Here is a 24,924-nt window from a genome sequence, read left to right as displayed (position 1 = left end):
GGGAGAAGTGCCGAGCAACGCGAGGCGATGAGGGGGCTCCGGTGAAGCCGGAGCCAAATACGTGGCGCCTTCGGCGCCCCCTCATCCGGCCCTTCGGGCCACCTTCTCCCCGATGGGGAGAAGAGGCAAGCTCAATCAAAACGCTGCCGCATCCAGTGCCATCATTGTGTCGGCGCCGGTTTCGATGCGGGCTTTGCGCAGTGCCGTTTCCGGCATGATGCGCTCCATGAAGAATTTTGCCGTGATCAGCTTGTTCTTCAGGTAGGCCTCGCGGTCGCCAGCGCCTTCGGCCAGCTTTTCCTCGGCCGTCTTGGCAATCTTCGCCCACATGTAGCCAAGCACGACGAGGCCGAAGAGGTGCATGTAGTCGGTCGAACCGGCACCGGCATTGTCGGGCTTTGCCATGGCATTGCCCATGAACCACATGGTGGAGGCCTGCAGGTCGTTCAAGCCCTTCTTCAGGCCCTTGGTGTAGGTCACCAGCTTTTCGTCAGAACGGTTCTCTTCGCAGAAATCACCGATCTCATTGAACAGCGCCGCGATCGCTCGGCCACCGTTCAGCGCCAGCTTGCGGCCGACGAGATCGAGCGCCTGGATACCGTTGGCGCCTTCGTAGATCATGGCGATGCGGGCATCGCGGACATACTGGCTCATGCCGTGTTCTTCGATATAGCCGTGGCCGCCAAAAATCTGCTGGGCCATGACGGCGTGATCGAAGCCCTTGTCGGTGAGCACACCCTTGAGGATCGGGGTCATCAGACCGAGAATGTCGTCGGCTGCCTGGCGATCCGCATCGTTGTCGCCGCGATGGGCGATGTCCGACTTCAGCGCCGTCCACAGCGTGAAGGCGCGGCCGGCCTCGTTGAACGCCCTGATGGTCATCAGAGTGCGGCGGACGTCCGGATGGACGATGATCGGGTCAGCCTTCTTGTCGGGAGCCTTGGCGCCGGAGAGTGAGCGACCCTGGATACGGTCACGGGCATAGTTGGCGGCGTTCTGATAGGCGACTTCGGCCACCGACAGGCCCTGCAGGCCAACGCCGAGACGGGCTTCGTTCATCATCACGAACATGGCGTTCAAGCCCTTGTTCTCCGTGCCGATAAGATAGCCGATGGCGTCGTCATAGTTCATCACGCAGGTCGAATTGCCGTGGATGCCCATCTTGTGCTCGATCGCACCGCAGGAAACCGTATTGCGCGCGCCGACGGTGCCATCAGCCTCGACATGAAATTTCGGCACGATGAACAGCGAGATCCCTTTCACTCCGTCCGGCGCGCCTTCGATACGGGCGAGAACCAAGTGGATGATATTGTCCGACATGTCGTGTTCGCCAGCCGAGATGAAGATCTTCTGGCCGGAAATCTTGTAGGAGCCGTCGCCTTGCGGCACGGCCTTGGAGCGGAGCAGGCCGAGATCGGTGCCGCAATGCGGTTCCGTCAGGTTCATGGTGCCGGTCCACTCGCCCGAAACCATCTTCGGCAGATAGGTTGCCTTCTGCGCATCGGTGCCGTGAACGAGGATGGCGGCGATGGCGCCCTGCGTCAGGCCCGGATACATGGTGAGCGCCATGTTCGCGGAGGACATGTATTCGCCGATCGCGGTATGCAGTGTGTAAGGCAGACCCTGGCCGCCAAACTCTTCCGGCACTGACAGGCCGAGCCAGCCGCCTTCGCGATACTGGTCGAAGGCCTGCTTGAAGCCCTTTGGTGTGGTCACTGTCGCATCGTCGTTGCGCTCGCAGCCTTCCTGGTCACCGGACAGGTTGACTGGGAACAGCACTTCCTCGGCAAGCTTGGCCGCTTCGCGGACGATCGCCTCGATCATGTCGGGTGTTGCGTCGGCAAAGCCGGGAAGGTTGTTGTAGCGCTCGATGCCGAGAACGTCGTTGAGAATGAAAAGCGTGTCTTCGACCGGGGCCTTGTAGCTGGGCATGTCTCGTGTTCCTCACCTGTAACCGTGTCACGGGGCGGCTTCTCCAGCAGCGCTCCATGTGATTTCCATCATGCTACAAAACTTTGACGTGCGCGTAAACGTCAAAATTTGCGGAGGGTCAAAATTTGATCGATCAGGGGATCCGGCGAGCCGGATGTGCCGAAACTGTCATGTGGAAGCCTCCCGACGGCAGCATGCGCCCAAATCGTTAAAAAATTTTCAGTCAGGTTAACGGCTTATTTACCACGTTTCGTGAAAGTGCGTGTTGAGATGGTCACAGTTGCAATAGTTTTGTCTTCGCGTCGTTGCAGCTCTGTCCGGATCGGTACCGGAACTCCCGGGAGGCGGGGATTTGCCTTTCAGAAGCCCGGATTCCGATCAAGGCCGATGAAAGAGGCGAAGAACGATGAACGGATCGCGATCAAACACTCCCCGTCCAGGCGCCCAGTCCTATGGCGACAGGTCGTCACTCGACGCGCTGAACCGCACGATCGAAGGCTTGGAAGCGCGCATCGAAGGATTGATGGGAACGGCTGGGCGTGATCAGCGGGGCCGTGTCCCGGCTGATGGTCCGGTGGCTGTTCCAGACCCGATCACGGAAATCATGCAGCGGCAACGGACACTGACGGCTACGCGGGAGCGCGATGCTATCCGGGAACGCGATGCTGTCCGTGACCGGGACACCGTTCGCGAACGTATCCAGTCCCGTGCGGCGCCGCGTTCCTATGAGGAGCACAGCGTTTCCCAGGCCCCGGCATATCAACCCCCAGCATTCCAGGCACCTGCGCAGCCCCGCCGCGAACTGCCGGCGGCACCACCGCTCAGCGAACAGTTGCGCAGCGAGGTCTATCGCAGCGAGCCGTTCCGCCGCGAAACGGTCCGCCAGGAAAATCTGCGCCCAGAGAGCCTGCGCCCCGAACCCACCCACCAGCGTCCGGAACCTGTCCGCAGCGAGCCCTTACGCTCGGAACAATACCGCAGTGAGCCGCAGCGCCCCGATCCGGCTATGGCCGAGATCGCCCAGGCGCTTGTTGGCCTGCGCCAGGAATTGAAGAAGGATATCGCCGACGGCCTGTCGCGCGAGATGACGACGCTGCGCGCCGAAATTCGTGGCATTACTGCCGATGCGGCTCAGGACCAGACGATGGCGGAGGATATCCGCGGCGATCTGCAGCGTCTGTCCGACAGCATCAACCAGCTTGGCCGTCAGGCATCGCCATCGCAGGCCGACGCGTTGAAGGTCGAGTTTGACGAACTGCGCATCATGATCGACGGTCTTGCCCGCGAGGACAGCGTGCACCGCATGGAAGCACGCTGGACCGGCGTCGAAGATCGGATGAATGCGTTTGATTCCAACCGCGACGACGAACTGGTGGCGCTCGCCTACCGGCTCGACGAAATCAAGTCGCAGATCGGCTCGATGAATAGCGGCCCGGCCATTCACGCCTTGGAGGATAAGCTGATTTCGGTGGCGCAGGCGATCGAAATGATCGGCCGCCACATGCAGCCTGACGATCGTCATATGGCATCGCAATTTGCCGATCTGGATGCGCGTCTCGACGAGATCAGCCGTGCCATCGTTGCCAGCGGCCGCGCGAGCGGCCCTGACAGCGCCGGCGTGACCCGCGTCGAGGGCCGTCTTGCCGACCTTTCCCGCCAGATCGACAGCCTGCAGCGCCCGAGCGACAACGGCGTTGGTTCGCGCATCGAGGCCTTGGCTGCTCGCGTCGAGGAACTGGCCAACGAAGAAGCCGCCGTCCGTCTAGAAGAGCGTCTCGAACAGTTATCGCAGATGCTGGAGCGCTCGCAGAAGGCGTCCGCACTGCCGGACCTGACGGGATATCTCGCTGACATCTCCCGCAAGATCGATGCGCTCGACCAGGGTTCGGTCAACGATGCGCTCGCCGAGCGCCTCGATGATCTTGCCCGCCGCATCGACCAGCTTGACGCGCCTGCGACGTCCGATATGGGCGACGCCCGTTTCGACCGGCTCGAAGGCCGGCTGTCGGATATCGCCACCCGCCTCGAGGAAACCCAGGCGGCGCCATTTGACGACAGCGAGATCCTGCGCAGCCTGCAGGATCAGATCGCCAACCTGTCGAGCCTTGTCAGCCAACCGCGCGACATGGCGCCGGCTGCTGTTCCTGCCGAGTTCGAAGGCCGGATGAGCGCGCTTGAGGATTATCTGGCGACCAGTGATGAATACATCATCGAGGCAGCCCGCCAGGCGGCCGAAGCGGTCATGGAAGCCTATTCGAAGAATGGCGTTGGCCAGTCTGCTTCCGGTGGCACGGACATGGCTGCGATCTCGGCGCTGGCCGACGATCTCAAGGTTCTGGAAGACATGAGCCGCTCGAGCGAGGAGCGCACGGCGCGCACGTTTGAAGCGCTGCACGAAACCCTTGTGCATATCGCCGAAAAGCTGGAGCGGCTGGAAGAGCGCGGCCAGGAACCGGATGCGCCGCGCGTCTTCGGGACGCGGGACGTTCAACCGCAGATGCCCAGAGCCGAGCAACCGGTTTTCGAGACGCAGGACGATCCCTTCGCCGAAGCTGATTTCGGACGCCGTTACGAAGACCTGAAGCGCGACATGCAGGGGTTTGTCACCGAGGCAGAGCCTGCTGGTCCATCGCGTGAAGAGGTTGCGGAAGCCGTTGCCGTCGTCACGGAGCAAGCGGCGGTGCACCAGAGCGATATCAAGACAGCGCCGCTGCCTGCTTCAAAGCCCAGCCTTCTCGCGGGGCTGACCAAGCGGTTTACCAGCAAGCGCACGGAGCCCGTTCTTGCCGCCGAACGTCAGGTCATCGACCCGACGCCGTCGATCGATGCGGCTGATGCCATCGAGCCGGATGTGGCAAACCAATTGCTGGAGCCTGGCTCCGGCGTTCCGGATGTGAAGAAAATCCTCGAGCGGGTTCGCGCCGGTCAGACCGGCCGCAATGCGCCGCCAAGCGAAACGGACAAGGCGGATTTCATCGCTGCCGCCCGCCGGGCTGCCCAGCAGGCCGCCGAAGAGGTCGATTCGATGAACCGCGGCAAGGGCGGTGCCAGCGCTTCGCCGATTGGCGGCGCACTGTCCCGTCATCGCCGTCCGATCCTGATGGCGGTCGGCGCCGTGCTCCTGGCGATCATGTCCTATCCGCTGGTCAACACGCTGATCCGCGGCGAAAAGGCGCCGGTCGAAGCGCCGGTAGCTGCCATCGAGCAGAAGGTTGAAACACCGGTTGCCGCTGACATGCCGGCCACCGCGAATGTAGCGCCTGCGATCGAGACCGCCGACACGGATGTCGAGCCGCTCAGCACATTGCAACCACAGTCCGGGGATCAGGCTCTCGGGGAGACATCGGGTGATGCCCCGCAAGGGATGCCGCCGGAAACGACCGTTTCTGAAACCGTGCAGCCGGACGCCAAATTGCCGGACGCCGCAGCTCAGGCCATGCCGGAAACCGGAACCGTCAATGCCCGGATGCTGTCGCCAGTGATCGAAGGGACTGCCCCGGAAACCGCAAATGACGAGGCCAGCACGGCAGCCGCGCAGCCTGCCACAGGCGAAGCCGCACTGATCGTTCCCGCCGAAATCAAGCCGGAGGCGCTGGCCGAAGCTGCCCGCAAGGGCGATCCGCTGGCCCTGTTCGAAGTGGGTGCCGTCTATACCGAAGGCCGCGGCATCAAGGCCGATCTCGCCCAGGCTGCGAAATGGTATCAGCGCGCTGCCGATGCCGGTGTCACGCCTGCCGAATATCGCCTGGCTAGCCTCTACGAAAAGGGCACCGGCGTCAGCCGCGACCTGACCAAGGCGCGTACGCTCTACCAGCAGGCGGCCGAAAAGGGCAATGCCAGCGCCATGCACAATCTTGCCGTCATGCTGGCAAGTGGTGGTGGGGCTGCGCCTGATTTCGCTGGCGCCGGCAAGTGGTTTGGCATGGCTGCCGATCGCGGTATCCGTGACAGCCAGTTCAACCTCGCCATCCTCTATGCCCGCGGCAACGGGGTAAGCCAGGATCTCGAAGAATCCTACAAGTGGTTTTCGATCGCTGCCCGCGATGGCGATGCCGATGCCGGCCAGAAGCGCGATGAAGTTGGCAAGGCTTTGAAGCCCGACCAGTTGAAAAGCGCCAAGGCGAAATTCGATGCCTGGAAGCAGACCCCACTCGACGCCAAGGCCAATTCGGTCGACGTGCCGGATACCTGGGTCGGCAAGGGCACCAAGACCGCATCGGTCGACATGAAGAAGGCGCTGCGCAATATTCAGGCGATCCTCAACAACAACGGCTTCGACGCCGGCAAGCCCGATGGCGAGATGGGCCAGAAGACCATCTCGGCGATCAAGGCTTTCCAAAAGTCGATCAACCAGGAGCCGACGGGCCAGATCACCGACGCGCTCGTCAAGGAATTGTTGAAGCGCAACGGCTAAGGCATCCTGTGTCCATTCAGGCACAGGCCGGCGATTTGGCCGGTGATGCCTAAGAACGGCGTCTGCGGCCGCAATAATGCCGCAGACCGGCCGGACACAGTGACATGCTACGGGTTACGGTCAGAGCCTGCAAAAGGTTGACAGGCCAGGCGCCGGGGCGCATGACGGAACGGCGTTGAATTCGCAATTTTATAATTGGTTTTCAAGACTGTTTCATTCCCTATCTCCCGTGGTGAATCACTTGCCACTTTGATGTTTTCCGCCCGCCTTGCGGGCTATTGGCATATTTAGAGGTCTGGCCGTGACGGTGTATCTGCCCATTGCAGAGTTGTCGGTGAACATTTTCATCATCCTGGGAATGGGCGCGGCCGTCGGCTTTTTGTCTGGCATGTTCGGTGTCGGCGGCGGCTTCCTGATCACGCCGCTTCTGATCTTCTACAATATCCCGCCTGTCGTTGCCGTCGCCACCGGCGCAAACCAGGTGGTTGCCTCCTCGATCTCCGGCGCCATCACCCATTTCCGGCGTGGTACGATCGATATCAAGCTTGGAACCGTGTTGCTCTGCGGCGGTCTGGCGGGCGCGACCGTCGGCATCTGGATCTTCTCGCTGCTGCGCCGCATCGGTCAGCTCGACCTGGTGATTTCGCTCGCCTATGTGCTTCTGCTCGGCACGGTCGGCTCGTTGATGCTATGGGAGAGCATCAACGCGCTGCGCCGGGCATCCAAGAACGAGACTGTGACGCTGAAGCGGCCGGGCCATCACAACTGGGTCCACCGCCTGCCGCTGAAGATGCGGTTCAAGAAGTCCAAGATCTATCTGAGCGTCATCCCGGTCGCAGTGCTCGGCTTCTGCATCGGCATTTTGACGTCGGTGATGGGCGTTGGCGGTGGCTTCATCATGGTGCCGGCGATGATCTATCTGCTGCGCATCCCGACGAACGTTGTCGTCGGCACCTCGCTGTTTCAGATCATCTTCGTCTCCGCCTATACCGTCATCGTCCAGGCGTCGGCCAATTACACCGTCGATATCGTGCTGGCCTTCGTTTTGATGATCGCCGGCGTTATTGGCGCGCAATATGGCGTGCGGGTCGGGCAGAGATTGCGCGGCGAACAGTTGCGGGCGCTTCTGGCACTTCTGGTTCTCGCCGTCGGCATCCGTCTTGCCATTGAGTTGGTGATCCCGCCAAAGGAAGTCTATTCGATCGTTTCCGCGGGGCTCGGCTTCTGATGCGGACGTATCTGGCCCTTTTGCTCTCCGGTCTGCTGTTTGCCGCGCCGCTTGCCGCGCAGGCGGAACCACTCGATTTTACTGAAAAGCTCGATATCGGAATTTCCACCGACGAGATCGCCATCACCTCGGATTTTCGCGGTGCCGACCTGACGATCTTCGGCGCCATTGATGGCGCCGATCCCGGTCTTTTGGCGCAGGGAAAGTACAATATTGTCGTGGCGCTGGAAGGGCCGAAGGAAAACACCACGGTGCGCCGCAAGGAGCGCGTTTTCGGCATCTGGATCAACACCAAATCGATGACCTTCGAAAAAGTGCCGGAATCCTATTCGTTGTCGAGTACGCGCGACATCGAAACGATCGCGCCGCCTGGCGACATGAACAACATGGGTATCGGCGTCGATCACATGCCGCTGACACCGATCGGTTTTATCGGTGATGGCAGCAACCTGACCGAATTCCGCGACGCGTTCCGGCGGCTGCGGGAAACCACCGGCATCTACCAGCGCGACCCCGGCGGGGTGCAGTTCATCAGCTCCAGCCTGTTCAAGGCCTCCCTGCGGCTGCCGGCCGACGTGCCGAACGGGTCGCATATCGTGCGCGCCTATCTGTTCCGTGACGGCCTTTTCGTTGCCGCCAAGGCGCTGGAACTGCGGGTGGTCAAGACCGGTCTCGAACAGGCGATCACCACCGCAGCGCATGAGCAGCCGTTCCTGTACGGTATGGTTGCCGTGCTTCTGGCCGTGATCACCGGCTGGCTGGCCAGCATCGTCTTCCGCAGGGATTAACCGCATCCGGCTTTGCCTTGTCTTCAAAACAGGCTATTTGCGATCGAAACATCAGGAGACTGAGCCATGAAGCCGATTTTCGTCCAGCTGCAATGCGCCCCCGGCAAGACCTATGAAGTCGCCGACGTGATCTACAAGAAGGAAATCGTCTCGGAGATGTATTCGACCAGCGGCGACTATGACCTGCTGATCAAGGTCTATGTCGATGAAGAGCAGGATATCGGCAAGTTCATCAACGACAACATCGCCACCGTGCCGGGCATCAACCGGTCGCTGACGACGCTGACGTTCAACGCGTTCTAGCCGGCCTGGCAGGGCTCCACCGGCCGTTGTCTCCGGCGCGGCAGCGTGGCCGCCCAGTAGATCAGGGCCAATAAGCTGACGGCACTTCCCAAGAAACAGACGCCCGCCCAGCCTGCTTGAGCGTAGATCGCCGTCGATGCGATGGCGCCGCTGGCACTGCCTGCTGAGTAGAACACCATGTAGCCGCCGATGATCCGGCTTTTGGCCTCCGGCCGGATCGACAGGATGGCACTCTGGTTGGTGACATGGATGGCCTGGATGGCCAGATCCAGAAGCACCGTGCCAGCGATCAGGGCGGGTATCGATGTGGGGAGCATGGCAATCAAACCCCAGGAGGCCAAAAGCAGGCCGAGCGAAACGCCTGTTGTCCGGTTGCCCAAACCCCGGTCTGCCAACCGTCCCGCGCCTCCTGCGGCAAGCGCACCGGCAACGCCCGCAAGGCCGAAGAGGCCAATCGCGGTATGCGACATCGAGTGCGGTTCGGCGCCGAGCGGCAGCGCCAGCGATGTCCAGAAAATACTGAATACGGCGAAGATCAGGAACGCCATGCCAGCCTTCTGGCGCAACACCGGCTCCTCGATGAACAGAACAGGGATGGAGCGCAGCAGGCTCCCATAGCCCGGCTTTGGCTGCTCCTCGCGGTGATCCGGCAGCATCCGGTGGAGTATGATAGCCATGATCAGGGTCAGCGCCGCCGAAGTCAGGTAGACCGATCGCCATCCGCCGATATCCGACAGCACGCCCGAGACGAACCGGGCGCAGAGGATGCCGATGACCACGCCGCTGGTGACGATGCCGACGGTCCTGCCGCGGGTAACCGGGCTGGCGAGGACAGCGGCGAAGGCGATCAACGTCTGGACCAGAACGGACAGCAGCCCGACGGCAATCATGGCTGCCATGAACAGGCCGACACTTGACGCAAGCCCGGCGGCGATCAGCGCCACGGACAACAGCACCGATTGTACGGTGATCAGCCGGCGCCTGTCGAGAATGTCTCCAAGCGGCGTGATGAATATTAACCCCAGGGCATAGCCGATCTGTGTCACCGTCACGATGATGCCGATAGACGCCGTGCCGATGCCGAAATCCTGAGCCATCGCAGCGAGCAAAGGCTGGGCGTAATACACGTTCGCCACGCTCAATCCGCCCGCCACGGCAAATATCATGGTCATTGCGCCGGAAAATCCGGCCGGGGCATTTCTCGTCATATCCGTCACTGGGGCCTCACATAATTTTTGTTTATGTAGTCCTATAATAAGACCAGTTGCTTCAACGTGAGTCTAGTCTTATTTTAAGACCGCATATCGATAGCGGAGTGACGATTTTGAAACGCACAAGCCTGACAGAGGCGGATTGCCCGGTTGCCCGCGCGCTTGATGCGATCGGCGACTGGTGGTCGTTGCTGATCGTTCGCGACGCATTCGATGGCATCAGCCGGTTCGGCGAATTCCGCCGCAGCCTCGGCATCGCCAAGGGCATGCTGACGGCCCGGCTACGGGATCTTGTCGACTGTGGCGTGCTGGAAACGGCACCAGCGTCCGATGGCAGTGCCTATCAGGACTATCTGCTGACGGAAAAAGGCCGCGCGCTCTTTCCCGTCGTCGTGGCGTTGCGGCAATGGGGGCAGGAGCATCTTTACGCGCCTGGCGAACGGCATTCCGTTCTGGTGGACGTGGTTGCCGGGAAACCGGTTGAAAAGTTGGCATTACGCTCGGCCGACGGCAGGCCGGTTGGATGGGGCGATACCCGGGTTGAGAAACTGTGACTCCGCCTATCGGCGTCTTCATGGAAACCGATTGCATTTTGCAATCTGTTTGATTAACGTCAGGCCAGTTTGCGAATGCCAATCTGTTTTGATCGAAGGAGATCGATATGGGCAAGGTCATCGTCTGGAATCTTGTTACCCTCGACGGCTATTTCGAAGGGGTGAAGAAATGGGATCTCGATTTTCACATGCAGGCCTGGGGGCCGGAACTTGAGGCGCCGAGCAAGGAGTTCGGCAAGAAGGCCGCAGCGCTGGTCTTTGGCCGGGTGACCTATGAGGGCATGAAAGCCTATTGGACGACCGCGGAAGACGACACCGAGGTCAAGGCCTACATGAACGCGCTTCCAAAGATCGTCGCGTCGCGTACGCTGGACACGGCGGATTGGAATAACAGCCGCATCGCCAAGGACATTGCCGGCGAACTCGCGCAATTGAAGCGGGCGACTGAGAAGAATATCTACATTTTCGGCAGTGCCGACCTCGTCTCGTCGCTTTTGCAAAGCGATGTGATCGACGAGATCATGCTCTGCGTCGTACCGGTCCTGCTCGGCAAGGGAACACCGCTGTTCAAACCTGCAGCCAAGCGCAAGCCGCTGAAACTGCTGGAATCCCGGCCACTGGAGTCGGGCGGCGTCATTCTGCGCTATGAGACGGAGAAAACGGCGTCCTAGCCGAGCAAATTGGCAAACCGCACCGAATAAATCCGGTCCCGCCCCAGCATATGGGCGACAAGGCTCTGGTGGTCGAAGAGGCCGCGCATGGCCTGATGACGCAGGTCGAGGCCGCCGGTGGTGACGCCGAAGGCGGGCATGATCAGGCGGCGGCCATCGGTGGCAAAGCAGGCGCGGCGCATGTATTTTTCGCGCCGCCGTACGGTGGCCGACGGATGCAGATGGCCGGCGATTTCGCCCGTGGACGCATTCAGCGCCGGCTCGTGGCGGAAGATCAGGCCGGAATGGGTGAGTTCGTCCATCGATGCGCCGGGCAGGGCGGTGGTGCCGTCAGGATCGTGGTTGCCGTTGATCCAGATCCATTCGCGGCCGCGCGCCATGGTTTCGATCATGCTGCGAAACAGGTCGGGCATCAGGGCCGAGCCAACCCGGTCGTGAAAATTGTCGCCGAGGCTGATGACAGTTTTCGGATTGTGCCGCGAGATCACCGCGTCGAGGATGCGCAATGTCGCCAGCGTGTCATAGGGCGGCAGCATCATGCCGCGGCGGGCAAAGGCCGAGCCCTTTTCCAGATGCAGGTCGGAGACGACGAGAATATCGAGATCGGGTAGATACAGCCCGCCGAGCGGATCGCAGATGCCGATCACGCCGTTGACGACGATGCGGGCCGACAGCGCCGGATTGTCCGGAAGGGCAGAAATGGCTTGGGCGATGCGGTGCATTGGGTTTCCGGCGCGGCGTTGTCGGTCAGTCTTTGAGCAAGGTTTATGGCGATGCCGTGGCCATTACATCCGCAAACAGTTCGTCGGCGGCTTCGGCGAGCAAAAAGTCCTGCGCATCGCCATTGACCGCTTCCTTGCCGATTTCCAGCATGACCGGAACGGCCAGCGGCGAGATGCGGTCGAGCGGACGATGGGTGATGTGGCCCTTGATTCGTGACAGCATATCGCCAAGCCGCTCGATCTCCAAAAGCCCGGTAGAGGCATCGTTGCGGGTGGCCTCCAGCAGGATATGGTCCGGCTCGTGGCTGCGCAGCACGTCGTAGATAAGGTCGGCCGACACCGTCACCTGGCGGCCGCTCTTTTCCTTGCCGGGATGCCGCTGGTCGATCAGTCCGGCAATGACGGCGCAGTTGCGGAAGGTGCGCTTCAACAGGAAGCTCTCGTTCAGCCAGGCTTCGAGATCATCGCCCAGCATATCCTCATCGAACAGGTCGGCAAGCTGCGGCCGCCGGGATGTGAAAGCCTCGCCGAGATCCTCCAGCGCCCATATGGCCAGTGAATAATCGGTGGCGACGAAGCCGAGCGGTTTCAGCCCGGCGCGGTCGAGCCGCCGGGTCAGCAACATGCCGAGAGTCTGGTGAGCGAGCCGCCCTTCGAACGCATAGATCACCATGTAATGGCGGCTGCCGCGCGGAAAGGTCTCGATCAGCAGTTCATCTTCCTTCGGCAGCATCGAGAGGTCTTTCTGCAGGGACAGCCAGTCGCGCACCTGTTCGGGCAGGGTGGCGTGGCGGCTGGGGTCGGCGAGCATCTTGCGGACTTGCTGGGCAAGGTAGGTGGAGAGCGGAAACTTGCCGCCATTATAGGAGGGAACCTTGGGGTCCAGCTTGTAACCCTGGCTGACCAGACATTCGCTTTCGCGGATGCCCTCGAAGCGCAGCACCTTGCCGGAAAACAGGAAGGTATCGCCGGGCGACAGCATTTCGATGAAATATTCCTCGACCTTGCCGAGCGCCATGCCGCCCCGGCCAAGGGAACCGCGGGCGTTGTGCTTGACCATGCGCACGTTGAGCATCGGCGATTCGATGATGGTGCCGACATTGAGGCGGTATTGCTGGGCAATCATCGGATTGGAGACGCGCCAGAACCCCTCGGGCGTCTTGCGGATCTTGGTGTAGCGTTCGTAGGCGCGCAACGCATAGCCGCCGGTCGCGACGAAATCGACGATACGTTCGAAGGTATCCCAAGTCAGAGTGGCGTAGGGTGCGGCGCTGGTGATCTCGGCGTAGAGCGCCAGCGGATCGAAAGGCGCGGCACAGGCCATGCCGAGCACGTGCTGCGCCAGCACGTCGAGCGCGCCCTTACCGACGGGCGGGGTGTCCTGCGCGCCGATGTAATTGGCGTCGAGCGCCGCCTGGCACTCCATCACTTCGAAGCGGTTGGCCGGCACCAGGATGGCGCGGCTGGGCTCATCCATGCGGTGGTTGGCGCGGCCGATACGCTGGGCAAGTCGCGACGCGCCCTTTGGCGCGCCGACATGGATGACCATGTCGACATCGCCCCAGTCGATGCCGAGATCAAGCGTCGAGGTGGCGACGACGGCGCGCAGCTTGTTCTCGGACATTGCCGCCTCGACCTTGCGCCGCTGGCCGACATCGAGCGAGCCGTGATGGAGAGCAATCGGCAGGTTGTCGTCGTTGATCGTCCAGAGTTCCTGGAAGACGCGTTCCGCCTGGCTGCGGGTGTTGACGAACAGAAGTGTCGTCTTGGTTTCACCGATCGCCTTGTAAATATCGCCGATGGCATAGGCGGCGGAATGGCCGGCCCACGGTACCCGTTCATCCGTCCGCATGATCGAAATTTCCGGCCGTGCGCCGCCGGTGACCGTGATCAATCCGGCATGATTGTTTTCGCCCGCTCTCTGGGGTGCCAGCCAGCGCTGCAGGTCCATCGGGTCGGCGACGGTGGCGGACAGGCCGATGGCCTGCATGCCAGGTGCCAGTTGGCGCAGGCGGGCAAGCCCGAGCGAGAGCAGATGGCCGCGCTTGGAGGTGACCAGCGAATGCAGCTCGTCGAGCACGACATATTTCAGGTCCTTGAAGAACCGCTCGGCTTCGCCATTGGCCAGGAGTAGCGCTACCTGTTCCGGCGTGGTGAGCAGGATATCCGGCGGATTGAGTTTTTGGCGCTGGCGCTTGGCGGCGGGCGTATCACCCGTGCGGTTTTCGATGCGGACCGGCAGGCCCATGTCGCCGACTGGCTTCATCAGGTTGCGTTCGATATCGACGGCGAGCGCCTTCAATGGCGAGATATAGAGCGTGTGGATGCCGGTGAAGGCCGATCCCGGCGGGATCTTTCCGCGCTCCGTCAGCGACACAAGTGAGGGCAAGAAGCCAGCGAGCGTCTTTCCTGCACCGGTCGGGGCGATCAGGAGCATGTTTTCACCGCCCTGCACGCGCGAAAGAAGCTCCAGCTGATGCGCTCGCGGATGCCAGCCCTTGTCTGCGAACCAGCGCAGGAAAGGGGCGGGCAGGAGCATTTGCGTTTTGGCACGAGGGATGGAATCGATCTGGTTCACGCGAACAAATGTAGATCAAATATGGCGAATTTGAAGGGCGTGGTTTGCGATGGAAAAATTGCCCGGCCGCGAGGGAACCTTCTTTCGTGGTGGGCGTTCGAACAATTCGGCCAAAATCAAACAGGCGCAGTCGAAAGGGAGAGGGGCATGCCGTCTTCAGCAACCGATAAGGTAATCATTCCACCGAATGATCATATCCTGACCGTTCAGGAGGCACTCGAACCACTCTATCAAAAGCTCGAACAGGAAGTGGAAACCCAGTTGGTGGAAGCAGCCGTCGATGCTGGCTGGTCTCCCTATGATGCATTGAATGCGATCGACCAGCTAAAAAAACACGACGGGCAGTGATGCGTCCTGTAGCGGACAACCGGCTTCATGAGCGGTGGCATCTGTCTTCTCAGAGTGAACGGGAGAGAGGAATCGGCCGCGAAAACGGCTGAACGCATTATCTGCGGCGGATGTCGGTCGCTGCGGTGAGAATCCCGGACCAAACAGCATGCACGATGGACTGATCACAGTCGCGGGCAGCGCGACCGGTTGGGCTATTTTCAAGGCAACAACGCTCAGGCCGATGCGCCTTCGTTCCAGCGCTTCTGCATTTCCTCCGGCGTTACGTGTTCGATGGTCTGTGACAACATCCAGCGGTGGCCGTAGGGGTCGAGCACCTGCGCCACCCGCTCGCCAAAGCTCTGATCGGCGGCGGCGCGCAGCAGGGTCGCTCCGGCAGCAAGAGCCTGCGCCACGGCGGCATCGGTTGATCCGGTGTCGACATGGAACGTCACCGGCGATCCGCCGATCGTGTCCGGCGACAGGGCGCCGAAATCTGGATATTCATCGGCGAGCATCATCAATGTTTCGCCGAACTGCAATTCTGCATGGCCGATGCGGCCATCGGTGGGGTCGGTCATGCGGAAGATTTCTTGCGCACCAAAAGCCTGTTTGTAGAATTCGATGGCCTGGACTGCATTCTTCACGACGAAATAGACGCTGACTTTGCGGGTGGTAGCGGACATCGGATGCTCCTCCTTGACTGGGTCGTATATTAACGTTACGTATCGTAATGATATGAGTCAAGATGGAAACACCGAGTCAAGAAAACGCGGTCGCCCGCCGAGCGAAGCTGCGCAGAGGCGTGCACTGCAAGCTGCCCATGATATTCTGATGACGGAGGGTTTCGGCCGTTTGACGGTCGAGGCGGTTGCCGCGCGCTCGGGTGTCGGCAAGCCGACGATCTACCGCTCCTGGGCGAATGCGCAGGAACTGGCCATGGCTGCGCTGCTGGTCAACACGATGCCGGAAGTCGAGGCGAAGGGGGCAACGGCTGAGGTTGCGTTGCGCGCGCAGATGCGTGGGCTGGTCACGGCCTTTGCCAGCACGCGCGGGCGCCAGATCACGATGGCGCTGGCGGCGGCAGACCCGGAAAGCGAATTCACCAAGGCGTTCCGCAACCGGGTGATCCTGTCGAGCCGCAATGCCGGCCGCGTCATCCTGGAGCAGGCCTTGGCAAGGGGCGAGATATCACAACCGCCTGATCTGGAGGCCTTGCTCGATATGATCTACGGACCGGTATTTTTTCGGCTGCTTGTCGGGCATCGCCCGGTCTCGCGGGAGTTCGGCGATGCCATCATCACGACTGCTTTGCTGGCCGTTGCGCCCTCGCGAACATAACTGCCTGTCTTCTTACATCGCGATATAGCGATCCTTGCGATGGTTCATCGCCAGCGTGACGTTCATCACCACGGCACCGGCGATCGAGCAGGCGATGATGTACGGGCTTGCGAGGAAGAACGAGCAGGCGACGATTGCGCCGTCGAAGCCGAGCTGGACAAGCCCGGCGCGCCAGCCGAAGCGATCCTGCAGATAAAGCGCCAGAATGCCGATACCGCCAAGGCTGGCGCGATGGCGGAACAGGGCGAGCAGGCCGGCACCAACCACAAGGCCCGCAAACAGCGCGCCGATCAGCGGATCGACATGGGTGATCCCCAGCGCGCGTGGCAGAACTTCGGACATGGCCGATGTCAGCGCGACGGCGATGAAGGTCTTCACGGTGAAGGCCAGGCCCATGCGTCTGAAAGCCAGATAATAGAAAGGCAGATTTACGGCGAAGAAGCAGGCGCCGAAGCTGATGCCCGTCGCGTAATGAACGAGAAAGGCTATGCCGGGCGTGCCGCCTGTCAGAAGTCCGGCGCTGGAAAACAGCGTGATGCCGAGCACGGCCAGCATGCTGCCGGAAATGACGCCTTGAGCATCATCGGCGATGGAATGCCGCTCGGCGCTCGAATTCATCAATGCCGCAAAGGCTGATTTTGCAGGTGTTGCCGTCATCGTCACTGTTTCCCGTCGTCTGTATCCGCCCTTCTATCCTGCGGTTTTGCGAACGCAAGCTTTGTGAGCGATTTCTCCGCTTGACGGCCGGAATAATCGTGGATATAAATTATCCACGATAAAAAAGGGAGGTGGGGCGATGAAGATGGGTGAGGGCGTCGAGCAGGCTATTCACAGCGTCGCCATGCTGTCCGGCCTGTCCGAGGGTGGGGTTCTATCTGCTGCTGCAATCGCCGAGTTTCACGGCGTGTCGACCAGCTATCTGCTCAAGCATCTGCAATCGCTGTCGGGTGCCGGAATTCTCGACACGGTGCCAGGCCCGAAGGGCGGATACAGGCTGGCAAGACCGGCGGAAAAGATCACCCTGCTCGATATCGTGCTTGCCGTCGAAGGCCCGGCGCCGGCCTTCCGCTGCGGTGAAATCCGCCAGCGGGGCCCAAACCCGGTCGCCAATCATTTCTTTTCCAAGCCCTGCAATATCTCGGCCACCATGCTGAGGGCGGAGCGCGTCTATAGGGCGGAACTGGCCAAGACCACGATTGCCGATCTCGGCGTGCAACTGGCCGAAATCGATGATGGATCGATCGCAGCAAGAGGCTGCGCCTTCCTGGAAATTCACGAACGCAAAACGGCTCGCTGAGCCATCACCACAGGAGAAGACCATGCAGCCTCGTTTCAACTTCGCCAAAGCTTCCCCCGCAGCCTACAAGGCCGTTGCTGCTCTGGAGCAATATGTTCAGGAGAGCAATCTCGAGCGCCGCTTCATCCACCTCATCAAGCTGCGCGCTTCGCAGATCAACGGCTGCGCCTATTGCGTCGACATGCATGTCAAGGAATCGCGTCACGACGGCCTGAGCGAGCAGTGGATCAATCTCATGTGCGTCTGGCGTGAATCGCCGGTCTACGATGCCCGCGAACGCGCGCTGCTCGGCTGGGTCGATGCCGTCACCAATCTTGCGCAGACCGGTGCACCGGACGATGTTTTCAACACGCTGAAGGAGCATTTCACCGAGGCGGAAATGACCGATATCACGGTCGCCATCGGCGCGATCAACGTCTGGAACCGGCTGGCAGTTGGTTTCCGCACGCAGCATCCGATCGATAAGCCGGCCAAGGCTGCCTGAGTAAAAACAGAACGGCGCCGCGCACCGTTTTCAGGAGCGCGGCGCCGGAGTGCGGGGACTGGCTGCGCCGGTCCCGCGCTCACCACCTGCAGACCATGGAAGGTTGGGCGAGGGACAGCCAGTGCTGCCCATGCTGTGGCCGGCAAGTTCGTTGCTGAACCTGCATACCCCTCGCCACCTTGCTTTGCTTGACCGGCCTCCCCGCCTGAGAGACCGGCGTCGTCACAAAGCGATATAGCGGTCGGCGCGGTGGTTGATGGTCAAGAAAAGATTGAGCACGACGGCGCCGAGCACCGAATAGAACACGATCGGCGGCGTAGTGACAAAGAAGGCAGCTGCCAGCACGCAGAGATCGATGGCAAGCTGCACCAGCCCGGCGCGGATGCCGAACCGCTCCTGCATATAAATACCAAGAATGCCGACGCCGCCGAGGCTGGCGCGATGGCGATAGAGTGCCAGAACGCCGTAACCCAGAAGCAGGCCACCGAGCAGCGCCGCCCAGGCCGGATGAATGCTGGCGATTTCGAACACATGGCTTTGAACATTGGTCAAAAGCGAGGTGATCGCGATGGCGATAAAGGTCTTCACCGTGAAGGCCATGCCGAGACGCTTCCACGACAGGTAAAAGAACGGCAGGTTGAGCAGAAAGAACGCAAGGCCGAAAGTGATGCCGAGCGCATAATGCAGGAGGAAGGCAACACCGGCGGTGCTGCCCGTCAAGAGACCGGCGCTGGCAAGCACATAGAGGCCGAGGGCTGCGACCAGGCTGCCCGAAAAGATGCCCTGCACATCTTCAACCGGCGTGTGGCGCGTCGCGCTGGTATTCAAAAAGCCAAGGGCACTGATGATGCTCATGTCGCGATCTCCAAAGACAGCCAGATGCGCGCCGGGCGGACCCGAACGGCGATACCAACAAGGAATGAAAGTGCATGTGCCCCGGCGATCCCTTCGATCGCGGCGCCTGTGTGCAGTGCAGCAATTATCGGGATTCTGCCCGTTCCAATCAAGCAAAATATGTAAGCAATACTGACCTATTTCAACTTCGCAAGAAAACTGCGCTCACGCCGATCTGCGCGTAAGGAACAGAATGCCGAAGACCGGTTTGCCGCCATCATTGCGAATGGTGGTTTTGCTGGTTGCGAGAATCTTGAGCCCAAAGCGCTTGCAGATACCCTCGATATAGGTTTCCGAATGGGCATAGCGCAGCGACGGGCGCAGAACGAAATCGCCTTGTGCATCGGCATCCTCGACGGAAAAGGCAAACACGCCTTGACTGCCCAGCAGCTGTAGAGCGATGACGAAGACGCTGTCGAGGTTGCCAAGATACATCAAGACGTCGGCGGCGCTGACCAGATCGGCGCGGTGATCCCGCATGTCCGCAAACAGCCCGGAGGTTTCCGGCGGCAGCGACAGATCGGCTTGAGCCAGAAGGTCATAGCAGCCCTTGGCTTCCGCTTTCGCCAGCATGTTGGCCGATAGGTCGAAGCCTTCCAGCCGGTCCGCCTTGTCGCGAATGCGCTCGCCAAACAGGCCTGTGCCGCAGCCGAGATCGATTACGTTCAAAAAGCGGGCTTCGGCCGTATGGTCTATGATCAGCGCCGCCAGTTTTTCCGGAACGGTATATTCCAGTTTTTCGACCAGTGCCTTGTCAAACCGGTCGGCATAGTCGTCGAACAGTTGCGCCACATAGAGACTGGACGGCTGCTCGGGTGTTTCCGCCCCACCGAGAAGAGCGAGCTTCAGGCCGGCACCGAAGACATCATCGGGATTGAGGTCGAGAACCTTGTGCAAGGCCGAAATGGCTGCCTCTTTGCGGCCGGATTTTTCTTCATAACCGGCAAGGCGGAACCAGCCCGCTGCCCAATCGGGTGCCAATTCCAGCGCCTGGGTCATCAAATCTGCTGCATCCGCATTGTCGCCGCTATCGGCAAGCATATGCGCATATTCGGCGCGGCGGTCGGCGATGAGATCGCCGGAAGAAAGCTGGTTGAGCGTCATGTTTCCGCGTCTCGATTGTGCACCATCTGCCGATGGCTGGGCGTTATGCGCTTGTCGCGTGCAAGTGTAGAAATGGCAAGCGGCGATTTGACGGCGGGACCGCCAGAAGCGCTGATGGCTTGCAGCAGGGGCTGCAGGAGCTTATGTGAAGAAAAACAGGAGAATCGTGGGCCATGGCCGATGGAGTGAATAGATTTCTTGGCGATTCGCCGCTTCGGGTGCTCGTCAAGCTGTTGGTGGTCTCGATCATCGTCGGCTTCGTCATGGCGGTTTTCGGCTGGACGCCCTATGGCATCCTCTACACAATCAGGGACTTTGTCCTTGATCTCTGGCACTCCGGCTTCGCAGCTCTTGGCCGCGTCGGCGATTACCTCCTGCTCGGTGCTGCCGTGGTGATCCCAGTCTTCATCATCCTACGCGTCCTCAGCTACCGGCGGTAACATGCACGATCAGACATTCTCCGTTTCCCGGCGCACGATGCTGCGCGCGGGTGCCGTTCTTTCGCTCGGTCTGCTTGCCAGCTGCGGTACGCCCAAGATTACCCCGAGCGGCAATGGCAGCGACCAGACGGATGCCACGCTTGGCTACATCAACGACTTGAGAAAGCAAAAGGGCCTGAAGCCGCTGGCCCGCGATCCGGCTGCGGCGCAAGCGGCCCTGTCGCAGGCCTCCCGCATGGCAAAGGCTGGAAAGATGTCACATCTGATCGGCATCGGTGACAGCTTCCTCGCCCGCATGAAGGGCGACGGCGTGCCGTTGCCGGCGGCGGAAAATATCGCGGTGGGTCAGGACAGCGCCGAAAGGGCTTATGCCGCCTGGTTCAATTCGCCCAAGCATCTGGAGAACATGCTGGGCCCGAATTACAACGGCCTCGGCGTCGCCGTGATGCGGAATCCGGCTTCCGGAAACCGGCCCTATTGGGCCATGGTGCTGTCGACCAGCTGATGTGATTCTGACGTTTTGCGGCTGGTTCTGAGAGGGGGCGGCCATGACTGCAGCGCCAACGACGGATATTCGCGAGAACGCCCACGGAGCGGGACCCTTTCTCGTCACCAACCGGCTGATTCTTTCGATCGCTGTGCCGATGACGCTGGGGTTTCTCACCACGCCGTTACTTGGTCTTGTCGACACCGCCGTCGTCGGCCAGCTTGGGCAGGCGACGATGCTGGCGGGGCTCGCCGTCGGCGCAATCGTGTTTGACCTGATTTTCACAACATTCAATTTCCTGCGCTCCGCAACGACCGGACTGGTCGCCCAGGCCTTCGGGCGCGGTGACAAAGCGGAGGAGCAGGCGGTCTTCTGGCGTTCGCTCAGCATTGCGCTCGTCAGCGGTTCCATAGCGCTCGTGTTGTCGCCGCTGCTGCTTGCAGCCGGGATCTGGCTGCTGGCGCCGGGGCCGGATATCGAAGGCGTGACGCGGATCTATTTTACGTATCGGATTCTCGCCGCTCCTGCCGCGCTCGCCAATTATGCCATCCTCGGTTTCGTGCTCGGCCGTGGCCAGGGCACGACGGGATTGCTTCTTCAGACGTTGATCAACGGTATCAACATTGTCCTGTCGATCTTTCTTGGGCTGCATCTCGGCTGGGGCGTGATGGGCGTGGCGCTGGCGACGGTGACGGGAGAGGTGATTGGCGCCGTCGTCGGTTTTGTCGTGGTTTTCGCACGGTTTGACCGGTCGGTTGCGCCGAGTTGGGCAACCGTCTTTTCCCCCGCGCGCCTGAAGCCGCTGTTCGGGCTAAACCGCGATATCATGATCCGCTCCTTCGTGCTTCTGGCGGCGTTCACCTTGATGACGCGGATCGGCACATCGTTTGGACCGGTCACGCTGGCGGCCAATTCGGTGTTGATGACCATCTTTCTGGTGGCAGGCTATTATCTCGACGGACTTGCCAATGCTGCGGAGCAATTGACCGGCCGGGCAATTGGCGCGCGTTTCCGCCCCGCCTTCGACCGCGCGTTAAGGATGACGGCAATCTGGTCCTTTGCGCTGGCAGGTTTCACCACCATCGCCTTCCTCATTTTCGGCAACCGGCTGATTGATCTCCTGACGACGGCAACCGATGTGCGCGCCGAGGCCTATAGCTACATGCCTTGGGCGGCGATCACCGCACTGACCGGCGCGCTCGCCTTCCTGATGGACGGCGTGTTCATCGGCGCCACGTGGTCACGCGACATGCGCAACATGATGCTGCTGGCCTTTGCCGGCTATGGCGCAGCGCTCTGTCTGCTCGTGCCGGTCTTCGGCAATCACGGTCTCTGGGCCGCGCTCAATCTTTTCCTTTTGTTTCGCGGCCTCTTCCTGATGGTGCTGGTGCCGCGCCGTTCGGCTCAGGCGTTCTTGCCGGCCCAGTAATCCGTCCGGCTGCCACGGATATCGCTGATTGAAGCCAGCTTTTCGCGGTCGCAGAGTTGTGAAAGGCCGCGCACGATCCTGCCCGGTAGCGATGGGCCTTCGTAAACCATGCAGGAATAAAGCTGGACGAGATTTGCGCCGGCGCGGATCTTTTCCGCAGCCGTTTCGGCCGACGAGACGCCGCCGACGCCGATGATCGGCAGATCGGCGCCGACGCGCTTGCGCATCTTGGCCAGCACGATGGTCGATTTCTCAAACAGCGGCTTGCCGGACAGGCCGCCGCTCTCTTTGGCTTGCCGTTGGTCCTTGAGGCCATCGCGCGATAGTGTCGTGTTGGAGACGATCAGGCCATCGAGGGGATGCGCCAATGCGACAGCGGCGATATCGTCCATGCCCTCTTCGGTCAGATCCGGCGCGATCTTCAGGAATACCGGCACGCGGATGCCAGCCCTGGTAGCTTCGTCATCGCGAGCGGCAAGGACGGCGGAAAGCAGCGCCGAAAGGCTTTCGCGCGCCTGCAGGTCGCGCAGGCCGGGCGTGTTCGGCGAAGAAATGTTGGCGGTGAAATATCGGGCGACACCGTAGAAGGTGCGGATGCCGGTAACGTAATCGGCGATGCGATCGGCGCTGTCCTTGTTGGCGCCGATATTAACGCCGATCATCGCTTTACTATCACAGGCCTTGAGGCGCTGGAGTGCGGCATGATGACCTTCGTTGTTGAAGCCCAGACGGTTGATGACGGCCTCGTCCTCGACCAGCCGGAAGATGCGTGGCTTGTCATTGCCTGCCTGTGGCTTCGGCGTCACCGTGCCGATCTCGGTAAAGCCGAAACCGAGCCTCAATAGTGCTTCCGGCACCTCGGCGTTCTTGTCGTAGCCGGCCGCAAGGCCGATCGGATTGATGAAGGCCAGACCCGCCACTGTCTGTGCCAGGCGCGGATCGGCGGGAGCTGTGCAGGCAGGCACAAGGCCGGTCTTCAGCCCCTTGATCGACAAGCCATGAGCGGCTTCCGGATCGAGAAGGAAAAGGCCACGGCGGGCCAGCGACTGGAAAACGTCGATCATTGATCAAGCTCCGGAAAGACGTGGATACCGTTTGCGTCGAGCGGCAATGGCTTTTCCCAAATGACCGCATCCAGCGGCAAAGTGGCAAAGAGGTGTGGAAACAAGGCGCCGCCGCGCGAGGCCTCGTAGACCAGCTTGTCGCCCAGCTTTTCGCCATCGACGGCAACAAGCAGCAGGTCGCCCTGGCCGGCGAAATACAGGGCAGCGGTCTGTTTGACCTGATCTGCGGCCGAAAAATGGATGTACCCATCGGTCAGATCGATCGGCGCGCCCTTGAATTCTCCGCTGTCGCGCGCACTCTGCCATAGAGTTGCCGGAACGATTTTGTAGATAATACTGCGCATGCCGCCGTTTCCTGAAAGCTTGGACGATATCCTTTGCGGGATTGCCGTAATCTTCTGCGAATGTCCACCGGCAAGCGGGACGGGATCCTGATTTTTGAGGATCAACGGTTTTTTGTTAGGCAAGGAGAATGCAATGAACAGGATGCTGATGCCGGTAGTCGCCCTTGGCGGCATGTTTGCAGCGTGTGCCGCTTTGGCGCAGGAGCCCGCGCCCGGGCGGTATGCCATGCAGAAGACCGACAGTGGCATCGCACGGCTGGATACACAGACCGGGGAAGTCTCGCTCTGCCAGGAAAAGGACGGCGACATCGTCTGCCGGATGGCGGCCGACGAGCGCACGGCCTTCGAACTGGAACTCGATTTGCTGACCAAACGTGTGGAAACCCTGGAAAAGGCCGCATCGGAAGGCCCGTTGGGCGTCAAACCAAGGCTTCCGACGAAGGAAGAGATTGACCAGACGATGGGCGTCATGGAAAGAATGATGCGCAGTTTCATGGGAATTGTAAAAGATCTGGAAAGTGAGGAAAAGCCGCCGTCTGGCAAGACGGAGGATGTGCCTCAAAAGACCTGACCGGATCCGGACGTCACAGCGGACGAATTGGAGGATTTTCCGCCGTGACGGGCCTTGCGGCCGTGCTCTTGGGAGGGAGCGTCATGACGTCAGGATTGACCATCATCATTGCGGACGATCATCCGCTGTTTCGTGGCGCGATGCGTCAGGCTTTGGGCGGCATGCCGGGCAACCCGGCGATTATCGAGGCGGGGGACTTCACCTCGGCCCGGCAGGCGGTGCTTGACAATGTATCCGTGGATCTGATGCTGCTGGATTTGACCATGCCGGGTGTCAGCGGGCTTTCGGGACTGATTGCGCTCCGCGCCGAATTCCAGAGCCTGCCGGTGATGATCGTTTCCGCCCATGACGATCCGGCAACCATCCAGCGCGCGCTCGAACTCGGCGCTTCCGGCTTCCTCTCCAAGTCTGCCGGGATCGATGAAATTCGCCAGGGAATCGATACGGTGATGGCCGGCGATATCTTCACGCCGCCAGGTTTCCAGCGCGGCATGGAGCACGAGCCTGAAGTGGCGGCTCTGTTGCACCGTCTGCAGACGCTCACGCCGCAGCAATCCCGCGTGCTCGGCATGCTCGCCGAAGGCCTGCTCAACAAGCAGATCGCCTACGAACTCGGCGTCTCAGAGGCAACGATCAAGGCGCATGTCTCGGCCATTCTCTTGAAGCTCGATGTCGACAGCCGGACGCAGGCGGTCATCCAGCTGGGCAAGATTTCAGCCGTGGCGGCTTGAACTGACATCT

General features: G+C 61.0%; 25 protein-coding genes. 15 read left to right on the top strand and 10 right to left on the bottom strand.

Annotated features, from left to right (window positions below; translation table 11 throughout):
- Positions 1 to 135: 135 nt before the first annotated feature.
- Positions 136 to 1,932 (bottom strand): acyl-CoA dehydrogenase C-terminal domain-containing protein, encoded by a 1,797-nt coding sequence (locus ASC96_RS01305; protein WP_060500593.1) that lies wholly within the window; start codon positions 1,930 to 1,932, stop codon positions 136 to 138.
- Between the two features lie 406 nt (positions 1,933 to 2,338).
- On the opposite strand from ASC96_RS01305, the gene ASC96_RS01300 reads away from it, so the two are divergent.
- The 4 genes from ASC96_RS01300 (at position 2,339) to ASC96_RS01285 (ending at position 8,665) form a co-directional block, all read left to right on the top strand.
- Positions 2,339 to 6,346, top strand: a complete 4,008-nt coding sequence (locus ASC96_RS01300; RefSeq protein WP_060500590.1) for an SEL1-like repeat protein — start codon at positions 2,339 to 2,341, stop codon at positions 6,344 to 6,346.
- A gap of 301 nt (positions 6,347 to 6,647) precedes the next feature.
- Positions 6,648 to 7,574, top strand: a complete 927-nt coding sequence (locus tag ASC96_RS01295; protein WP_060500588.1) for a sulfite exporter TauE/SafE family protein — start codon at positions 6,648 to 6,650, stop codon at positions 7,572 to 7,574.
- Positions 7,574 to 8,362 (top strand): TIGR02186 family protein, encoded by a 789-nt coding sequence (locus ASC96_RS01290; RefSeq protein WP_060500586.1) that lies wholly within the window; start codon positions 7,574 to 7,576, stop codon positions 8,360 to 8,362. Before ASC96_RS01295 ends, ASC96_RS01290 begins: the two co-directional genes overlap by 1 nt.
- A gap of 66 nt (positions 8,363 to 8,428) precedes the next feature.
- Entirely contained in the window at positions 8,429 to 8,665 is a 237-nt protein-coding gene (locus ASC96_RS01285; protein ID WP_037104964.1) for an Lrp/AsnC ligand binding domain-containing protein, read from the top strand.
- Here ASC96_RS01285 and ASC96_RS01280 read toward each other — a convergent pair.
- Positions 8,662 to 9,837, bottom strand: a complete 1,176-nt coding sequence (locus ASC96_RS01280; protein ID WP_200954870.1) for an MFS transporter — start codon at positions 9,835 to 9,837, stop codon at positions 8,662 to 8,664. The two genes, ASC96_RS01285 and ASC96_RS01280, sit on opposite strands and share 4 nt — an antisense overlap.
- Positions 9,838 to 9,989: 152 nt before the next feature.
- On the opposite strand from ASC96_RS01280, the gene ASC96_RS01275 reads away from it, so the two are divergent.
- Positions 9,990 to 10,430 carry a helix-turn-helix domain-containing protein gene (locus ASC96_RS01275; RefSeq protein WP_060500583.1) on the top strand — a complete coding sequence of 147 codons (441 nt, stop codon included), beginning with the start codon at positions 9,990 to 9,992 and terminating at the stop codon, positions 10,428 to 10,430.
- Between the two features lie 107 nt (positions 10,431 to 10,537).
- The gene (locus tag ASC96_RS01270; protein ID WP_060500580.1) at positions 10,538 to 11,101 is read left to right on the top strand and encodes a dihydrofolate reductase family protein; all 564 of its coding nucleotides are present in this window, start codon (positions 10,538 to 10,540) and stop codon (positions 11,099 to 11,101) included.
- On the opposite strand, the gene pdeM is transcribed toward ASC96_RS01270, so the two are convergent.
- Entirely contained in the window at positions 11,098 to 11,823 is a 726-nt protein-coding gene (gene pdeM / locus ASC96_RS01265; RefSeq protein ID WP_060500577.1) for a ligase-associated DNA damage response endonuclease PdeM, read from the bottom strand. The genes ASC96_RS01270 and pdeM overlap by 4 nt on opposite strands.
- 43 nt (positions 11,824 to 11,866) lie before the next feature.
- The gene (locus ASC96_RS01260; RefSeq protein WP_060500572.1) at positions 11,867 to 14,362 is read right to left on the bottom strand and encodes a ligase-associated DNA damage response DEXH box helicase; all 2,496 of its coding nucleotides are present in this window, start codon (positions 14,360 to 14,362) and stop codon (positions 11,867 to 11,869) included.
- A gap of 186 nt (positions 14,363 to 14,548) precedes the next feature.
- On the opposite strand from ASC96_RS01260, the gene ASC96_RS01255 reads away from it, so the two are divergent.
- On the top strand, positions 14,549 to 14,749 hold the full coding sequence (locus tag ASC96_RS01255; protein ID WP_060500570.1) for a hypothetical protein: 201 nt from the start codon (positions 14,549 to 14,551) through the stop codon (positions 14,747 to 14,749).
- 215 nt (positions 14,750 to 14,964) lie between these two features.
- Here the strand turns inward: ASC96_RS01255 and ASC96_RS01250 are convergent, their stop codons facing one another.
- Positions 14,965 to 15,414 (bottom strand): VOC family protein, encoded by a 450-nt coding sequence (locus tag ASC96_RS01250; RefSeq protein ID WP_060500568.1) that lies wholly within the window; start codon positions 15,412 to 15,414, stop codon positions 14,965 to 14,967.
- Between the two features lie 52 nt (positions 15,415 to 15,466).
- Between ASC96_RS01250 and ASC96_RS01245 the strand changes: the two genes are divergently transcribed.
- Positions 15,467 to 16,069, top strand: a complete 603-nt coding sequence (locus tag ASC96_RS01245; protein ID WP_060500566.1) for a TetR-like C-terminal domain-containing protein — start codon at positions 15,467 to 15,469, stop codon at positions 16,067 to 16,069.
- 12 nt (positions 16,070 to 16,081) lie between these two features.
- On the opposite strand, the gene ASC96_RS01240 is transcribed toward ASC96_RS01245, so the two are convergent.
- Positions 16,082 to 16,726: a YitT family protein gene (locus tag ASC96_RS01240; RefSeq protein ID WP_060500564.1), complete on the bottom strand. Its 645-nt coding sequence runs from the start codon at positions 16,724 to 16,726 to the stop codon at positions 16,082 to 16,084.
- A gap of 139 nt (positions 16,727 to 16,865) precedes the next feature.
- On the opposite strand from ASC96_RS01240, the gene ASC96_RS01235 reads away from it, so the two are divergent.
- Together ASC96_RS01235 and ASC96_RS01230 are read left to right on the top strand one after the other, a co-directional pair.
- On the top strand, positions 16,866 to 17,366 hold the full coding sequence (locus ASC96_RS01235) for an Rrf2 family transcriptional regulator (RefSeq protein ID WP_060500562.1): 501 nt from the start codon (positions 16,866 to 16,868) through the stop codon (positions 17,364 to 17,366).
- Positions 17,367 to 17,388: 22 nt separating this feature from the next.
- On the top strand, positions 17,389 to 17,850 hold the full coding sequence (locus ASC96_RS01230; RefSeq protein WP_060500561.1) for a carboxymuconolactone decarboxylase family protein: 462 nt from the start codon (positions 17,389 to 17,391) through the stop codon (positions 17,848 to 17,850).
- 222 nt (positions 17,851 to 18,072) lie between these two features.
- Here ASC96_RS01230 and ASC96_RS01225 read toward each other — a convergent pair whose 3' ends face one another.
- Together ASC96_RS01225 and ASC96_RS01220 are read right to left on the bottom strand one after the other, a co-directional pair.
- Positions 18,073 to 18,705, bottom strand: coding sequence for a YitT family protein (locus ASC96_RS01225; protein WP_060500559.1), 633 nt, complete (start codon positions 18,703 to 18,705; stop codon positions 18,073 to 18,075).
- Between the two features lie 204 nt (positions 18,706 to 18,909).
- Positions 18,910 to 19,848 carry a methyltransferase domain-containing protein gene (locus tag ASC96_RS01220; protein ID WP_060500557.1) on the bottom strand — a complete coding sequence of 313 codons (939 nt, stop codon included), beginning with the start codon at positions 19,846 to 19,848 and terminating at the stop codon, positions 18,910 to 18,912.
- Positions 19,849 to 20,021: 173 nt separating this feature from the next.
- Here ASC96_RS01220 and ASC96_RS01215 point away from each other — a divergent pair, with 173 nt between their 5' ends.
- Genes ASC96_RS01215 through ASC96_RS01205 form a run of 3 tightly spaced genes read left to right on the top strand, consistent with a single transcriptional unit; the run spans position 20,022 to position 22,204 of the window.
- Entirely contained in the window at positions 20,022 to 20,288 is a 267-nt protein-coding gene (locus tag ASC96_RS01215; protein ID WP_060500555.1) for a DUF6460 domain-containing protein, read from the top strand.
- 1 nt (position 20,289) lies between these two features.
- Positions 20,290 to 20,793, top strand: a complete 504-nt coding sequence (locus ASC96_RS01210) for a CAP domain-containing protein (protein WP_060500554.1) — start codon at positions 20,290 to 20,292, stop codon at positions 20,791 to 20,793.
- 43 nt (positions 20,794 to 20,836) lie between these two features.
- Positions 20,837 to 22,204, top strand: a complete 1,368-nt coding sequence (locus ASC96_RS01205) for an MATE family efflux transporter (protein WP_060500553.1) — start codon at positions 20,837 to 20,839, stop codon at positions 22,202 to 22,204.
- On the opposite strand, the gene ASC96_RS01200 is transcribed toward ASC96_RS01205, so the two are convergent.
- Entirely contained in the window at positions 22,180 to 23,268 is a 1,089-nt protein-coding gene (locus tag ASC96_RS01200; protein WP_060500552.1) for a quinone-dependent dihydroorotate dehydrogenase, read from the bottom strand. The genes ASC96_RS01205 and ASC96_RS01200 overlap by 25 nt on opposite strands.
- Complete coding sequence (locus ASC96_RS01195; protein WP_060501364.1) at positions 23,265 to 23,612, bottom strand: DUF952 domain-containing protein; 348 nt, start codon at positions 23,610 to 23,612, stop codon at positions 23,265 to 23,267. The genes ASC96_RS01200 and ASC96_RS01195 overlap by 4 nt, the downstream gene beginning before the upstream one ends.
- A 142-nt stretch (positions 23,613 to 23,754) precedes the next feature.
- Between ASC96_RS01195 and ASC96_RS01190 the strand changes: the two genes are divergently transcribed.
- Both ASC96_RS01190 and ASC96_RS01185 read left to right on the top strand, forming a co-directional pair.
- On the top strand, positions 23,755 to 24,183 hold the full coding sequence (locus ASC96_RS01190) for a hypothetical protein (RefSeq protein ID WP_244481811.1): 429 nt from the start codon (positions 23,755 to 23,757) through the stop codon (positions 24,181 to 24,183).
- An 83-nt stretch (positions 24,184 to 24,266) separates the two neighbouring features.
- Entirely contained in the window at positions 24,267 to 24,914 is a 648-nt protein-coding gene (locus ASC96_RS01185; RefSeq protein ID WP_060500550.1) for a response regulator transcription factor, read from the top strand.
- Positions 24,915 to 24,924: the final 10 nt, after the last annotated feature.

The sequence above is a fragment of the Rhizobium sp. Root1204 genome (genome assembly GCF_001424965.1).
Taxonomy (GTDB): Bacteria; Pseudomonadota; Alphaproteobacteria; order Rhizobiales; family Rhizobiaceae; genus Pararhizobium.
Note: the sequence above shows the minus strand (reverse complement) of the source record. Positions and strands in the feature narration are given on the sequence as shown.